This window comes from uncultured Victivallis sp. (assembly GCA_944389935.1).
GTDB lineage: Bacteria > Verrucomicrobiota > Lentisphaeria > Victivallales > Victivallaceae > Victivallis.
The window spans coordinates 1-13,630 of sequence record CALXOE010000070.1; the positions used below are offsets into that span (position 1 = coordinate 1).

The following is a 13,630-nucleotide window of genomic DNA, read 5'->3' on the forward strand; positions in this document are numbered from 1 at the left end:
TTGAGGATTTTACTCAATTCAAACTCGTAAAAAATTGAGTTTTTCCCGGCATCGAAGTGGAATTTTATCATAGGAGATGATGAATGATGGAAATGGATGAACTCAGAGATCTGCTTAACAAGGACGACCGCTTCTGCCGGTTCAACGGCATGCGGCTCGATGTGCTCCGGACCGGATACGCCGAGGCGGTCATGGAGATCACGGAAAACTCGCTCAACGGCGTGGGAATCGCGCAGGGCGGTGCGATTTTCACGCTCGCGGATCTCGCGTTCGCCGGAGCCGCGAACTCCTACGGCTTCCGCACGGTCGGGATGAATTCGACGATCAGTTTTCTCCGCCCCGGCCTCGGCAAATCGCTGCGCGCAAAGGCGACCGAAGTCAGCCGCGGACGCCGCACCTGCGTCTATGACGTCGACGTATTCAACGAGGACGGCAAACTCGTCGCCCACGGCACTTCAACCGGATTCATCACCGAGGAGAAGTTTTAAGCGGGAAAGCGGGGGAGGGCGAGAGAATCTCCCGCCCCGCATCCCCGGGGTTTTCAGTGCAGTGTCACGGTTTCGCCGGGCCGGATGGTGCCGGTCTTGTCGTTGCAGGTGTACCAGACGGTGACGGCGGTCGGATTGTAGACGATTCCGCCGTCCGCCGATGTCACGAGCGAGCGGATCGCCTCGAGGTAGCGGTAGATCTCGATGTTCGTGGCGTACCAGACGTCCGGAAGATTCGACATCATGCGGCAGAACTCCTCCATCTCATGCCAGTTTGAATTGTTGTCGAACTCATAGGCGTGCCCCCAGACGTAGAAGATCGCCAGCGGATAACGGTTGAACTCCCGGAACGCCGCGCCCTTTTCAAGCATTTCGCGGTGGTGACAGGTCGCGTCCCACGCCATGAAGTTCTGCGGAATCCCGAAACCGCCGCTGGTTCTGGTCGAGCGCGAGTAGACGATGCCGCAGCTTCTGGCAATCCCGATGATTTCGTCGTTCCAGGTGCCGAACGGGTAGGACATGCCGATGACCGGATAGCCGCAGAGTTCTTCGAGCCGGCGGCGGTCTTCGCGGATCTCCCGTTCGATCTCCGTGCGCGGCAGCCGCTCGAGGAACGGGTGCGTCACCGTGTGGCAGGAGACCTCATGCCCCGCGTAGAGCGCCTTGAGTTCCGAGGAGGCGATGCGGTTCCCCTGGTCGAGAATCCCGGAGTTGATGTGGAATGTTCCCTTGATTCCGCTCTCGTTGAAGAGTTTCACAAGCCGGCGGTCCTGCACGACGCCGTCGTCGTAGCTCATGGTCAGAGTTTTGATTTTACCTTCCGGATACAAAAAGCGAATACCCATTTTTCTGCCTTTCCATTCAGGGTTGCCATGACATTAGTATACCTCTTCACCGGGGAAATACAAGAGGTTTCCGGGCGGCATGTTGCAGGATCGCTGCTTTTTTATTTGATTTCCGCGAAAAATCCATTAATTTATAGTGAGTTTACATGACAGTGATCTGGAGGCAGGCAGTGAGTGCGGAGTTTGACAAGAGTAATCCGGGGTGTCTGAAGCGGCACGCCCTTTCTGAAATGGGAATCCGGTTCCGGTCGAGCTGGTTCCATGTAGAGCCGGGATTCGACCTGGTGAAAACTGCGTTTTTCGAGGCGCCGGAGTTGTTTACGTCCGGCGGCGAGGTGATCTGGAAGACCCGGAACAAGGTGGTTCGCAAACTTACGCTTCCGGCACAGTACGGCTCCATCACGCTTGCATTCAAGGATTACACCTGTGTGAAGCCGTTGCGTTATCTGCTGCGCTGTTCGAAAACCGCGCTCGAGGCGGCCAATTACCGTGCATTCGCGGCTCTCGGAATCCCGATGGCAAAACTGCTGTTCGCGGGCGATGAGAGGAGACATTTCCATCTGAAGCATTCGTTCCTCGCCACGCAGTTTGCGGAGGAATATGTGGACGGGCGCGAATTTCTGCCCGGCGGAAAGCTGCGGGGGACTCCGGAACAGAAGGCATTTATCGAACGCAATCTCGCCTTTCTCGGCAAACTGCATTCGGTCCACTGTTTTCACAAAGGGGCGAGAGTGTTCAACTTCCTCTGGAAGCCGCTCGGAAACGGTGAGGTCGATATTGTCTGGATCGATGTTGCGAGCTGCCGTTTTCTTTCTGTTCCGGATTTTGTGTTCCGGAAATACGTTGTCAAGGATCTGGCAAACTTCTTCCGCGATCTTGAGCCGGAGGATGGGGAACTCCGCGCCGCGCTGAACGGTTATCTCGAGCACAACCCGCGCTGCGGCATGACCTCGGACGAGCTCTTCCGCGCAGTCAAGGCTGCCGCGGCCAGACCGAGATGACCTGCGCACGGAACGCTCTTTTTATACTCTTTTGACAATGTTTCCTGGAAATTTCTCCGAAACCGGTTATAGTAAGGGAAGAGAGTTTCCGCTCATTCCCTTGTTTTATGGAAAGGAGAAACAATATGAATCCCATCCAGAAGTGGTTGTCGTCGGTTTTTCTTGCCGGTTCCGCGCTCTTTGCCGCGGCAAGCGCAGAGGCTCCGGCGGTCAAGGCCCCTGTTACACGTGTGGCTCTGTTCAAAAACGGCTATGCACTGGTTGTGCGGGAGGTCGCGTCCGCTCCGGCGGATCGCTTTCTTCTCGATGAATCGATCGTTCCGATTCACGGGACGCTCTGGTTTGCGCCGGGCGATGGGCTGAGCGTGACCGGAGTAAGTCGGTCGGGGAAGGTTCCGAACCGCAATCCGTTCGCCGATCTCACTGCAAGTTATGAAAATCTCGATGTGACCGTAACGTTGAAGAGTTCCGGCAGCGAGGCGTCACGCATCATTACCGGAACACTCGTCCGGCTCGGGGAACCGCCATCCGCCGTTCCGCCGCTTCCGCAGCAGCCGAGTGTCTGGCATGGCGGGCGGAGTCCCGGGGAAACTGCCGCTCAGGGAACCGGATTTCTCGCGGTGCGGCAGAAGGATGGCCGCCTTGTTACATTCCGGGCATCCGAGGTCGCATCGATCGAATCCACAGGTATCAATTCCGAGATCCGGGAACAGAAACGGATGCTGCTCGTAAACCGCGCCGGTATGGCGGGCAAGCCGCTTGTTTTCAGTTATCTCGCGCATGGATTGACCTGGGCTCCCGCCTACCGCATCGCACTCGGGCCCGAGGCGAAACTGCGGATCGACCAGTCCGCGACCATCATCAACGACCTCGAGGATCTGAAGGATGCGGAGATCAGCTTCGTCTCCGGCTTCCCGAACCTGCAGTATGCCGGAGTCGCGAGCCCGTTGGCCTCCGGAATGACGTTTCAGACGTTTTCACAGCAACTCAACCAGATGGAATACGCTCGGCTGAACGGACAACCCTGTGTGCTTGGCCAGGTGGTGATGAAGAACTCCTTTGCCCGCAATGAGACAGCCGCTGTTTCCCCGCTGCCGGAGTCGGGGGCGAGCGAGGATATTCACTTCACGTCCGGAGGAAAAGTGTCGCTTGCGAAGGGGGATGTGTCGTATCGGACGCTTGCGGAGGCGACCGCCGATTACGAACGGCTCGTGGAATGGGAGATCCCCGATTGGCGCAACGAATGGGGCGTGCTCGAACGGAATTTCAACCGCCCGAACGGTGACGGGAATCCCGACGGTGATTTGTGGGACGCGGTTCGTTTCAGGAATCCGTTCCCGTCGCCCATCACCTCCGCTCCGATCGAGATCGTCGATGGAGAAAAGCTGCTCGGTCAGAGCACGATCCAGTGGGTCAATCCCGGTGATGACGCGCTTGTGCGGATCACGAAGGCGCTGACCGTGAGCGGGAACCGGATCGAAACCGAAGTTCCGGGCAAACGCGAACTCATCACCATCGGAGGCTGGAACTATCGTTGTCCCGTGGTGGAGGGTACGGTCACGCTCCGCAATTTCCGGTCGAACGCGGCGAAAGTCGTGGTTAAACTCCGTTTTTCCGGTGAACTGCTCTCTGCGGACGGGAGTCCGAAGAGCCGTTTGCTCGAGACCGGCGTTTACAGCGTCAACCCGCGCCGCGAACTGGTCTGGGAACTCACGCTCGAACCCCGTAAGGAAGTTGCGCTCCCCTACCGCTACCGCGTGCTCGTGCGCGACTAGAATGATTTTGGCGCCGGAAACCTCCCCCTGTTTGCACGCCGGGAGGTTCTTTGCGTTTGGAAAAGTGGAAATGCGGCGTTTGCGGTGCTATATTAATTGAATTCGTCTTTTTGATATTCACCAACAAGGGAGTTCCCTCGACAGATGATCGCAGCATCCGGCATCTCCATGCGTTTCGGACAGCAGACGCTCTTTGAAAATGTCTCGGTCAAATTCGTCCCCGGCTGCCGTTACGGCCTCATCGGCGCGAACGGGTCCGGCAAATCGACCTTCATGAAGATCCTCTCCGGCCAGCAGCAGGCCACCTCGGGAACCGTGTCGATCGACAAGGATTGCCGTATGGGATTCCTCAAGCAGAATCACTACGACTACGAGGACGTTCCAATCCTCGACGTCGTTTACATGGGCAATGAGGAGCTCTGGAAAATCCACCAGGAGCGCGAATACCTTTACAGCAAGGTCGACCTGACTCCGGAAGAGGAGGAGCGCGCCAACGATATCGAGGGTCTCTTCGCCGACGCGGGCGGCTACACCATGGAGGCCGACGCCGCCAAACTGCTCGTCGGGCTCGGCATCCCCGAGGAGAAACATACGCAGCCGCTTTCGAGCCTTACCGGCGGATTCAAGCTGCGCGTTCTGCTCGCTCAGGTGCTCTTCTACAACCCGGATATCCTGCTGCTCGACGAGCCGACCAACCACCTCGACATGGCCAGCATCGACTGGCTCTGCAATCTGCTCAAAAACCACAAGGGAACCGTCATCGTCATCTCCCACAACCGCTATTTTCTGAACGAAGTCTGCACGCATATCGCCGACCTCGACTACCAGGAGATCCGGCTCTTCACGGGCAATTACGACGATTTCATGACCGCCAACGAGCTTGCTCTCGAGAAGATGCGGCGCGAAAACGCCCGCAAGGAGAGCCGCATTTCCGAACTCAAGGAGTTCATCAACCGCTTTGGCGCGAACGCCTCCAAGGCGCGTCAGGCCACGAGCCGCCAGAAAGAGCTCGACAAGATTCAGCTCGAAGAGATCAAGCCCTCGAGCCGGGTTTCGCCTTTCATCCGGTTCAATCCACAGACCCGCCTCGGGGAAAAGGTCATCGCGGGGGAGGGGCTCTCCAAACGTTATGAGGCCCCCTTGTTTGAGAATTTCAACCTCACCATCGGCAATGACGAGAAAATTGCGATCATCGGAACCAACGGCGTCGGCAAGACCACACTGCTCAAAATCCTGTTGAAACTCATCGAACCGTGCTCCGGCACCGTCGTTCACGGCGAGACCGTCGAATTGAGCTATTTCCCGCAGGACGCCTCCGAGATCCTGAATATGGAGGATCGCGCGATCGAATGGCTCGCACGTTACTCCCCGCGCGAGGGAATCACGGAACAGGAGCTGCGCTCGTTCATGGGCAAAATGCTCTTCTCCGGAGATGAGGTGAACAAACCCGTGAAAGTTCTCTCCGGCGGCGAGAAAGCGCGACTCGTGATCGCGAAGATGATGCTTGAAGCCGGCAATGTTCTCGCACTCGATGAACCGACCAACCACCTTGACCTTGAATCGATCGAAGCATTGAACTATGCGCTCACGCTCTATAAAAATACCATCATATTTGTGAGTCATGACCGCGAGTTCATCCGCAGCCTCGCGACCCGGATCATCGAGATCGCCGATGGGAAGATCACCGATTTTCCCGGCACTCTCGCCGAGTTCGAGGAGTTCAAAAAGCGTCGCGCCCGCGCTTCACGCTGATCCTCCTGCCACATCCGCTTCCCGCGTTTCCCGTCCGGGAAGCAGATGAAAAAAAAGAACCCCGATGAAAACTTCACCGGGGTTCTCTGCTTTCCAGAACCAGTGCTTATTCAGCTTTGGCTTCCTCAGCTTTCGGCTCTTCAGCCTTGGCCTCTTCGGCTTTCGGCTCAGCCTTGACTTCTTCAGCTTTCGGAGCGGCTTCTTTCTTCTCCGCCTTGGGCTCGAGCTGCTCCTTGACGAGCTGCAGAATGCACAGCTCAGCCGCGTCGCCGCGGCGGACGCCGAGCTTCAGGATCCGGGTGTAACCGCCGTTGCGATCCTTGTAGGCCGGGGCGATTTCGTCGAACAGAAGTTTGACCGCATCCTTGTCGCGCAGCTTCGCGACCGCGAGACGACGGCGATGCAGATCGCCTTTCTTGCCGATGGTGATGAGTTTTTCGGCAAAACGACGCGCTTCCTTGGCCTTGACCAGAGTCGTCTGAATCTGGCCGTTGGTAAAGAGGCTGCTGACCATGTTGGCCAGCATCGCGCGGCGGTGAGCGCTGGAACGGCCGACTTTGAACGTATGAACTCTATGACGCATAATTATTTGCTCTCCTCAGCTTCGGACCGGACCCGGACCGATTCCGCTTCGAGCGCGGTCATCAGCCGATCGCTGAAGGTCATCCCCAGCTCAAGCCCGAGTTTTTCAATTTTTTCCTTGATTTCATCCAGCGATTTCTTGCCGAAGTTCCGGTATTTGAGCATCCGGCTTTCGGATTTCGTGCAGAGCTCGCCGATCAGCTTGATGTTCGCGCTGTTCAGGCAGTTCATCGCGCGGACCGAGAGGTCCAGAATCTCGACGTCGTGCGCAAGGAGCTTGAACATCTTCGATTCTTCATCGGTCAGAACCACATCCTTTTCAACCACCTGAGTGCCCATGAAAGGCTGGAGATGGTCGCGCAGAATCCGCGCAGCCTCTTCCAGAGCCGCCTGCGGCGTGATGCGTCCGTCGGTCCAGATCTCCAGCTCGAGACTGTCCATCTCGGTCTCTTCACCGACGCGCGCGGCACCGACCTGATAGTTCACACGGGTCACGGGGCTGAACAGGCAGTCCACCGGAATCGTTCCGATCGAGCGCGGCGCCGTGTTTCTCTCAGCGGGCAAATACCCCTTGCCCTTGATTACTTCGATCTCGGCACGGAACGGCAGCGATTTGTCCAGCGTGCAGATGAGCTGCTCGGGATTGAGCACCTCGACCGTGCTGTCGCAGACGATATCGGCCGCAGTCACCGGACCGGCTTTGTCTTTGCGGATTTCCAGGGTTTTCGGGCCGTCGGCGTGCAGGTTCAGCCGGACGCACTTCAGATTCAGCACGATCTCGGTGACGTCCTCAAGCACATTGTCGAGCGAATCAAACTCATGCTTCGCTCCGTCGATGCGCACCGAACAGATCGCCGCTCCCTCCAGCGAAGAGAGCAGGACCCGCCGCAGCGAATTGCCGAGCGTCTGACCATAGCCGCGCTGAAACGGCGCCGCGATGAACTTGGCGTAATTCTCAGTGGAACTCGCATCATCGACGATGATCGACTTGGGCATCGGAAAACCGATCGCAGCAGTCATATTTTTCCTCCAAACTTGATTATGCCCGCAGGCATTCTTGTCAAAAAAACGAACAACCGGAGAGTTTCTCCCGCAGCCGCTGATTCCAATTCCTCCATGCGCGAAACCCGCATGCAAACCTCAGGCGGCCGGGGCGGAACTCACACCCGAACGGTCGGGTCAGACCCGGCGGCGTTTCGGAGGACGGCAGCCGTTGTGCGGAACCGGCGTAATGTCTTTGATCGAGCTGATTTCAAGCCCCGCCGCGGCAATCCCGCGGACGGCGGATTCACGGCCGGCACCCGGTCCCTTGATCCGGACTTCGACCTCTTTCATGCCGATGAGCTGCGCTTTCTTCGCGGCGTCTCCCGCGATCACCTGCGCCGCATAGGCCGTGCTCTTGCGCGAGCCCTTGAAGCCGTTCTTGCCGCCCGTCGACCAGCAGATCACGTTGCCGTGCAGATCCGTGAAAGTCACTTTCGTGTTGTTGAACGTCGCAAGCACGTAGGCGATGCCGCTCGGTACGAAGCGGCCGCTCTTGCCGCGCTGTTTGATGACCGGCGCGGTGGAAGCCGCCGCCTCGGCGGTTGCTTCCGCAACTTCGGTTTTCTTCACTTCTTCAGCCATAATATTGTCTATTTCCTGTTTATGATCTCAAATTCATCGAACCCGTCCGGAATCATGCGGCGACTCCACCGCTCCGGACCATTGCTTCATCAGCCTTTGGCGGCCAGACGACGCTGGGTTTTGTCGCGGATCGCGCCGATCGTAACTTTCTTGCCCTTGCGGGTACGTGCGTTGGTCTTGGTCCGCTGTCCGTGCACCGGCAGATTCCGGCGGTGACGAATCCCGCGGTAGCAGTTGATCTGCTGCAGCCGGCGGATGTCCGCGGCGATCATGCGCCGCAGATCGCCTTCCACGACGATGTCGTTCTGCAGAATTTTCGTGATCGCGGCGATCTGATCCTGGGTCAGATCCTTCGCCTTGAGGTCTTCCGGAATCTGAACTTTCTCGATGATTTCGAGCGCTTTCGCCGGGCCGATGCCGTAAAGATAGCGCAGCGAATACGCAATGCGCTTGTTGCCCGGGATGTCCACACCAATGATACGAGGCATAACTCTAGTTCCTATCGTTAAAATTGACGCTTATGAAGCGGAATTAACCCTGACGCTGCTTGTGACGCGCATCCCGGGAGCAGATGACCCGGATCGTGCCGTTGCGTTTGATGATCTGGCAAAATTCGCATCTGCGCTTTACCGACGCTCTGACTTTCATGACCTTTACCTCACGTTGAAGCAACATTCCAAAATACGACAAAACACAAACACGGTACCCCTCCCTCTTTTCAGTTTCCGGTTTTTGCCGTCGCTGAACCAGGGTTCGCGGTGCCGAGCCTGTCACCTTTTTGCCGGTTACGCCTCCACGAGCGGTGGAATTTGCGATATGGAAACGCTCCAGCATAATTTTTGTTTTTTAAAATAGCACTGAGGTCGTCGAAATACAAGTCCGTATCTCTGTCGCCGACCATTTTTTTTGGAAAAATCTGCGATGGCTGAAAATACCGCGTTCCTTTTCGGGATTTCGTATTGACTTAATGGGATTTCGCCTGTAAATTATAGACCGGAGGGTCTCGGGAAAACGTACCCCGGCCTTTGACTTTTTTTGCGCGGAACTCCGGCTGATTGCATTCGGCGGATTTTGCTGTTTCCCGGACGGGCGGTGCCAGATGCCGTTTCCGCGAAAGAACGTGAAACCATAATCTTCGGGGAATAACCATGGGCGGATTTTTCGGCGTCGTCGCGGACCGCGACTGTGTCTGCGATCTCTTTTACGGAACAGACTACCACTCTCATCTGGGTACTAAGCGGGGAGGGCTGGCTGTCTGCGACCGGGAGGGGCGCATCACCCGGAGAATCCATGACATCACCAATGCCCAGTTCCGTTCCAAGTTCGACGACGAGATCGATAAATTTCTCGGCCGCGTCGGGATCGGCATCATCAGCGATTATGAGGATCAGCCGCTCATCATCTCGAGCAAATTCGGCAATTTCGCGATCGTGACCGTCGGAAAGATCAACAACGTCAACGAAATCGCCAAAGCCGCCTTCGACGCCGGCATCAGCCACTTCTCCGAATCCAGCGACGGGGAGCTCAATCCGACCGAAATCGTCGCCATGCTCATCAACCGCAAAAAGACCCTCGTCGACGGCATCCGTTATGCTCAGCACATGATCGACGGCTCCTGCTCGATTCTCGTGCTCATCGAGGGGCGGATCTATGCGGCCCGCGACCGGTTCGGCCGCACGCCCGTCATGATCGGCGAAAAGCCCGGCGCCTATGCCGTGACGATGGAAACCACTGCTCTGCCGAACCTCAGCTACCGGCTCAAACATGAACTCGGCCCCGGCGAGATCGTCGAGATCACCGAAAAGGGGGTGATCCAGAAGTATGCCCCCGGCGACACCACGAAGATCTGCACGTTCTTCTGGGTCTATTACGGTTATCCATCGAGCAGTTATGAGGGAATCAACACCGAATCCGCCCGTTACCGCAACGGTGAAAGCATGGCCGCTGATGACGCCGAGACGCTCCCCGAGATCGATTCGGTCTGCGGCATTCCCGATTCCGGCATTGCGCATGCGATCGGCTACTCCAATGCCGCGGGCAAACCCTACCGCCGCAGTTTCGTCAAATATACGCCGACCTGGCCGCGCAGCTTCATGCCGCAGAATCAGTCGGTTCGTGATCTCATCGCCCACATGAAGCTCATCCCGGTTCAGACTGAGATCGAGAACAAGCGCATGCTCTTCTGCGACGACTCCATCGTGCGCGGAACGCAGCTCAAGGATCAGGTCGTGCGACTCTACGAGCGCGGCGCGAAAGCCGTGCACATGCGTTCGGCCTGCCCGCCGTTGCTGTTCGGATGTCGATTCCTGAATTTCTCGCGTTCGCGCTGCGAGCTGGATCTGGCCGCGCGGCGGGCGATTACGAAACTCGAGGGGCGCGAGCCGGATGATGAGATGATTCAACCTTATCTCGAGTACAACTCTCCGAAGTATCTGGCGATGGTTGAAGAGATCCGCAAGGAGTTGAATCTTCACTCCCTGAAGTTCCAGAAACTTGAGAAGCTCATTGAAGCGATTGGCGTCGATCCCTCGAAGGTGTGTACCTACTGCTGGAACGGCTGCGACGTTGAGATGACAACCGAAACCTTTGAATGAAAACCAGCAGGGAGGAGCTGAAAATGGCGGATTTCTGGGTGACCGAAGCGATGAACGGTTTCGGCATGACGGTCCAGGTGACGGAAGAGCTCTGCCACCGGCAGTCGAAGTTTCAGAAGATCGATGTCTATCAGACCTCAAAGCTCGGGCGGCTGCTGCTGCTCGACGGCATCATCCAGCTGACCGAATTCGATGAATTTGCCTATCATGAGATGCTCGCGCACGTTCCGCTTTTTGCGCACGAGAATCCGCGGAGACTGCTTGTCGTCGGCGGTGGCGACGGCGGCGTGCTGCGCGAGGCGGGGAAGCACCCGGAGCTCGAGGTCATGGATATCTGCGAGATCGATGAAGAGGTGATCGAGACGGCGAAACAGTTTTTCCCCGGCATCGCCTGTGGTTTTGATGATCCGCGCGTGCGTGTTCATATTGCCGACGGCAGTGAATTCATCCGGGATAAAGAGGGATACTACGATGTGATCATCGTCGACTCGACCGATCCGGGCGGGCCGGGAACGCCGCTTTTCGGGGAACGTTTTTACCGCGATATGAAAAAAGCGTTGCGTCCCGGCGGCGTGATTGCGACGCAGGCGGAGTCTCCGTATCTCCTGCCGGAGATTGTGGCAAGACTCTGCAAGGTTTCCCGGCAGGTGTTCCGCTCGGTCGGTTACGCCTCGATCCTGGTGCCGACTTATCCGACCGGGACGATCGGGGCATGCGTGGCGGGGGATCGCGATGACATCACGCTGCCTGCCCGTCCGGTTCCGCCGGATCTGGCTGCGAAACTCCGGTATTACAATTCAGCTGTTCACAGGGCCGCGTTTGCGAATCCCTCCTTTGTGGCGCGTCTCATCGGGTGACGGACCGTCGGGCGCCTCTCCCGAAAAAAAGTTTTATTTTTCGCTTGCAATATCGAGCAAACGCTTTAAATTGTTAAATGAAACTTTAACAGTTGATGGGGGAGGTTACCGATATGTTGTGCGATATCTGCAAGAAAAACGAGGCGACCATTCATATAAAAGAGATGCATGGCGGGGAGACCCGTACGGCGAATTTATGCGCGGCGTGCGCTTCCGAGAAAGAGAAGAACGGCGAGTTGAGCGCATTGGGTTTCAACCTTGCCGAGATGCTCTGTAATCTCGGGAAGATCTCGTCGACGATCAAGCCGCCGCAGGAAAAATTGCCGCCGGAGCGTGCGGTTCGTTGTCCGAATTGCGGCTGGACGGTTGAAAAAGTGCGGAATTTCGGAGGGCGTCTCGGCTGTCCGGAGTGTTATAAAGTGTTTGCGCCGATGCTGACGGAAGCGATCAAGAACGTTCACCGTGGATCGGTTCATCTCGGCAAGCGTCCGCAGTCCGCGCCGCACGACGGACGCGCTGCGCTCGAGGCGGAGCTTAACAATCGACGTCATGAACTGGACGCTCTCGTCAAGCGCGAGGAGTACGAACAGGCTGCGGTCTGCCGTGACCGGATCAACCAGCTCAAGGCGGAACTCGAACGGTTGGGGAATGGCGAGGTGGAGCATGAATGACGATATCGATCGACTGCTCTCGAACCGGGTGAGTTTTCTGGCGGATGCGGGGCCGGACGAGGATATTGCGATCAGTTCGCGCATTCGTCTGGCCCGGAATCTGGCGGGGCATCGTTTCCCGGTGGCGGCGGATTCGGAGGAGCTGCACGGGATTTGCGACGAGGTTTCCGAAGCTGCGCGGGAGTCGGGTGCGCTCGGCTGTCCGGAGTGTTTTTCGTTTGAACCGGAGAAAATGAGTGAGCTTGACCGCGAATTGCTGCTGGAGCGTCGCCTTGCGAGCCGGGATTTTCTGAACCGGCCGACCGGGACGCGGCTGCTTGTGAAGAATGACGAGTCGTGTTCGGTCATGATCAACGAGGAGGATCATCTGCGTATTCAGACGATGCGGCCGGGATTTCAGCTTGATGCGGTCTGGAAACTGATCGACGAGCTGGACAACCGGCTCGGATCGCGTCTTGATTACGCATTTGACGATCGGCTCGGGTTTCTGACCTGTTGCCCGACGAATGTCGGGACGGGCATGCGTGCGTCGGTCATGCTGCATCTGCCGGGGCTGGTGCTGACCGGGCAGATTACGCCGACGATTCAGGGGATCAACAAGCTGAATCTTGCGGTGCGCGGGATCGGCGGAGAGGGAACTTCCAATCAGGGGAGTCTCTTTCAGGTTTCAAACCAGAGCACGCTCGGAGAAAGCGAGGCGCAGATTCTTGAGCGGCTGAATACCGTGATCGGGCAGTTGATTGCGCATGAGAAGAATGCGCGTCAGCTGCTGTTGCAGCGGGATCAGTTTTCATTGCTTGACCACGTGGGGCGTTCATACGGGACGTTGCGTCACAGTTACAAGCTCTCTGGAGAGGAGGCGGTGAATTGTCTTTCCGGCGTTCGGGTCGGGGTGGATCTCGGCATGTTCACGGCGCTGAGTATCCACACGGTGAACGAGTTGTTCATCGGGATCGGAGCGGCTCATCTGCAGAAAGCGGCGGGGCGTGCATTGAATGCGGCTGAGCGCGACGTCTGTCGGGCGGCGCTCTGTCGTGAGAAGCTCAAGGTATAAATTCCGGCTGGAGTTGTGTTCCGGAGATTGCGGAATGACAGGATTGCTGCAAAAAACTTTTTTTTGTGCTTGACAACCTGCATTTGCGTGGTATATTAAGAGATGTACCGATCTTCGGGCGGTTAGCTCAGTTGGTTAGAGCGCTGCTTTCACACGGCAGAGGTCACGTGTTCGAGTCACGTACCGCCCACCATTTTCAAAATTCTCCACCGACCGGTCTTCTGGTCGGTTTTTTCGTTTCGGGGGTAAATTTGAGCTCAACTCGCGTTTTGCCCGAAAGCGGAGAATCTCCACTTTTCTCTTATGAAGGTGTGTTTCAGACCTTCTCCCGGTAAATTCTCCGGGGGAGTAAAAGACCGGTCTTTTGGTCTGGAGAGCATTTTTT

Annotated in this window: 14 protein-coding genes and 1 tRNA gene; 9 read left to right on the forward strand and 6 right to left on the reverse strand. The window is 57.1% G+C overall.

Annotated elements, in window-relative coordinates; genetic code table 11:
- Positions 1 to 83 precede the first annotated feature (83 nt).
- Complete coding sequence (locus tag Q0J85_RS14575; RefSeq protein ID WP_294482940.1) at positions 84 to 488, forward strand: PaaI family thioesterase; 405 nt, start codon at positions 84 to 86, stop codon at positions 486 to 488.
- A gap of 53 nt (positions 489 to 541) precedes the next feature.
- Here the strand turns inward: Q0J85_RS14575 and Q0J85_RS14580 are convergent, their stop codons facing one another.
- Positions 542 to 1,333, reverse strand: a complete 792-nt coding sequence (locus Q0J85_RS14580; protein WP_294482942.1) for a polysaccharide deacetylase family protein — start codon at positions 1,331 to 1,333, stop codon at positions 542 to 544.
- Positions 1,334 to 1,503: 170 nt separating this feature from the next.
- Between Q0J85_RS14580 and Q0J85_RS14585 the strand changes: the two genes are divergently transcribed.
- The 3 genes from Q0J85_RS14585 (at position 1,504) to Q0J85_RS14595 (ending at position 5,861) form a co-directional block, all read left to right on the forward strand.
- Positions 1,504 to 2,334: a hypothetical protein gene (locus tag Q0J85_RS14585; RefSeq protein ID WP_294482945.1), complete on the forward strand. Its 831-nt coding sequence runs from the start codon at positions 1,504 to 1,506 to the stop codon at positions 2,332 to 2,334.
- Positions 2,335 to 2,459: 125 nt separating this feature from the next.
- Complete coding sequence (locus Q0J85_RS14590) at positions 2,460 to 4,109, forward strand: hypothetical protein (RefSeq protein ID WP_294482946.1); 1,650 nt, start codon at positions 2,460 to 2,462, stop codon at positions 4,107 to 4,109.
- 144 nt (positions 4,110 to 4,253) lie between these two features.
- Positions 4,254 to 5,861, forward strand: a complete 1,608-nt coding sequence (locus Q0J85_RS14595) for an ATP-binding cassette domain-containing protein (protein WP_294482949.1) — start codon at positions 4,254 to 4,256, stop codon at positions 5,859 to 5,861.
- A gap of 106 nt (positions 5,862 to 5,967) precedes the next feature.
- Here the strand turns inward: Q0J85_RS14595 and rplQ are convergent, their stop codons facing one another.
- The 5 genes from rplQ to rpmJ form a co-directional block, all read right to left on the reverse strand.
- A complete protein-coding gene (gene rplQ, locus Q0J85_RS14600) occupies positions 5,968 to 6,444 on the reverse strand; it encodes a 50S ribosomal protein L17 (protein WP_367274671.1) in 477 nt (158 codons plus the stop codon).
- A gap of 2 nt (positions 6,445 to 6,446) precedes the next feature.
- Positions 6,447 to 7,463, reverse strand: coding sequence for a DNA-directed RNA polymerase subunit alpha (locus Q0J85_RS14605; protein ID WP_294482951.1), 1,017 nt, complete (start codon positions 7,461 to 7,463; stop codon positions 6,447 to 6,449).
- 159 nt (positions 7,464 to 7,622) lie between these two features.
- Positions 7,623 to 8,069 (reverse strand): 30S ribosomal protein S11, encoded by a 447-nt coding sequence (gene rpsK, locus Q0J85_RS14610; protein ID WP_294482952.1) that lies wholly within the window; start codon positions 8,067 to 8,069, stop codon positions 7,623 to 7,625.
- An 89-nt stretch (positions 8,070 to 8,158) separates the two neighbouring features.
- Complete coding sequence (gene rpsM / locus Q0J85_RS14615; RefSeq protein ID WP_294482953.1) at positions 8,159 to 8,557, reverse strand: 30S ribosomal protein S13; 399 nt, start codon at positions 8,555 to 8,557, stop codon at positions 8,159 to 8,161.
- A gap of 43 nt (positions 8,558 to 8,600) precedes the next feature.
- The gene (gene rpmJ / locus Q0J85_RS14620) at positions 8,601 to 8,717 is read right to left on the reverse strand and encodes a 50S ribosomal protein L36 (protein WP_106054617.1); all 117 of its coding nucleotides are present in this window, start codon (positions 8,715 to 8,717) and stop codon (positions 8,601 to 8,603) included.
- 500 nt (positions 8,718 to 9,217) lie between these two features.
- Here rpmJ and Q0J85_RS14625 point away from each other — a divergent pair, with 500 nt between their 5' ends.
- The 5 genes from Q0J85_RS14625 (at position 9,218) to Q0J85_RS14645 (ending at position 13,438) form a co-directional block, all read left to right on the forward strand.
- Positions 9,218 to 10,663, forward strand: coding sequence for an amidophosphoribosyltransferase (locus Q0J85_RS14625; protein WP_294482954.1), 1,446 nt, complete (start codon positions 9,218 to 9,220; stop codon positions 10,661 to 10,663).
- Positions 10,664 to 10,686: 23 nt separating this feature from the next.
- Positions 10,687 to 11,520, forward strand: coding sequence for a polyamine aminopropyltransferase (gene speE / locus Q0J85_RS14630; protein ID WP_294482955.1), 834 nt, complete (start codon positions 10,687 to 10,689; stop codon positions 11,518 to 11,520).
- A gap of 113 nt (positions 11,521 to 11,633) precedes the next feature.
- A complete protein-coding gene (locus Q0J85_RS14635) occupies positions 11,634 to 12,191 on the forward strand; it encodes a UvrB/UvrC motif-containing protein (protein WP_294482956.1) in 558 nt (185 codons plus the stop codon).
- Positions 12,184 to 13,245, forward strand: a complete 1,062-nt coding sequence (locus tag Q0J85_RS14640) for a protein arginine kinase (RefSeq protein WP_294482957.1) — start codon at positions 12,184 to 12,186, stop codon at positions 13,243 to 13,245. Before Q0J85_RS14635 ends, Q0J85_RS14640 begins: the two co-directional genes overlap by 8 nt.
- A 116-nt stretch (positions 13,246 to 13,361) precedes the next feature.
- Positions 13,362 to 13,438: transfer RNA gene (locus Q0J85_RS14645), tRNA-Val, on the forward strand.
- Positions 13,439 to 13,630 lie beyond the last annotated feature (192 nt).

Excerpts from the sequence above, each read along its gene's own strand:
- Q0J85_RS14575 (WP_294482940.1), top strand. The coding sequence starts at position 84 with ATGATGGAAATGGATGAACTCAGAGATCTGCTTAACAAGGACGACCGC.
- Q0J85_RS14580 (WP_294482942.1), bottom strand. The coding sequence starts at position 1,333 with ATGGGTATTCGCTTTTTGTATCCGGAAGGTAAAATCAAAACTCTGACC.
- Q0J85_RS14590 (WP_294482946.1), top strand. The coding sequence starts at position 2,460 with ATGAATCCCATCCAGAAGTGGTTGTCGTCGGTTTTTCTTGCCGGTTCC.
- Q0J85_RS14595 (WP_294482949.1), top strand. The coding sequence starts at position 4,254 with ATGATCGCAGCATCCGGCATCTCCATGCGTTTCGGACAGCAGACGCTC.
- rplQ (WP_367274671.1), bottom strand. The coding sequence starts at position 6,444 with ATGCGTCATAGAGTTCATACGTTCAAAGTCGGCCGTTCCAGCGCTCAC.
- Q0J85_RS14605 (WP_294482951.1), bottom strand. The coding sequence starts at position 7,463 with ATGACTGCTGCGATCGGTTTTCCGATGCCCAAGTCGATCATCGTCGAT.
- rpsK (WP_294482952.1), bottom strand. The coding sequence starts at position 8,069 with ATGGCTGAAGAAGTGAAGAAAACCGAAGTTGCGGAAGCAACCGCCGAG.
- rpsM (WP_294482953.1), bottom strand. The coding sequence starts at position 8,557 with ATGCCTCGTATCATTGGTGTGGACATCCCGGGCAACAAGCGCATTGCG.
- rpmJ (WP_106054617.1), bottom strand. The coding sequence starts at position 8,717 with ATGAAAGTCAGAGCGTCGGTAAAGCGCAGATGCGAATTTTGCCAGATC.
- Q0J85_RS14625 (WP_294482954.1), top strand. The coding sequence starts at position 9,218 with ATGGGCGGATTTTTCGGCGTCGTCGCGGACCGCGACTGTGTCTGCGAT.
- speE (WP_294482955.1), top strand. The coding sequence starts at position 10,687 with ATGGCGGATTTCTGGGTGACCGAAGCGATGAACGGTTTCGGCATGACG.
- Q0J85_RS14635 (WP_294482956.1), top strand. The coding sequence starts at position 11,634 with ATGTTGTGCGATATCTGCAAGAAAAACGAGGCGACCATTCATATAAAA.
- Q0J85_RS14640 (WP_294482957.1), top strand. The coding sequence starts at position 12,184 with ATGAATGACGATATCGATCGACTGCTCTCGAACCGGGTGAGTTTTCTG.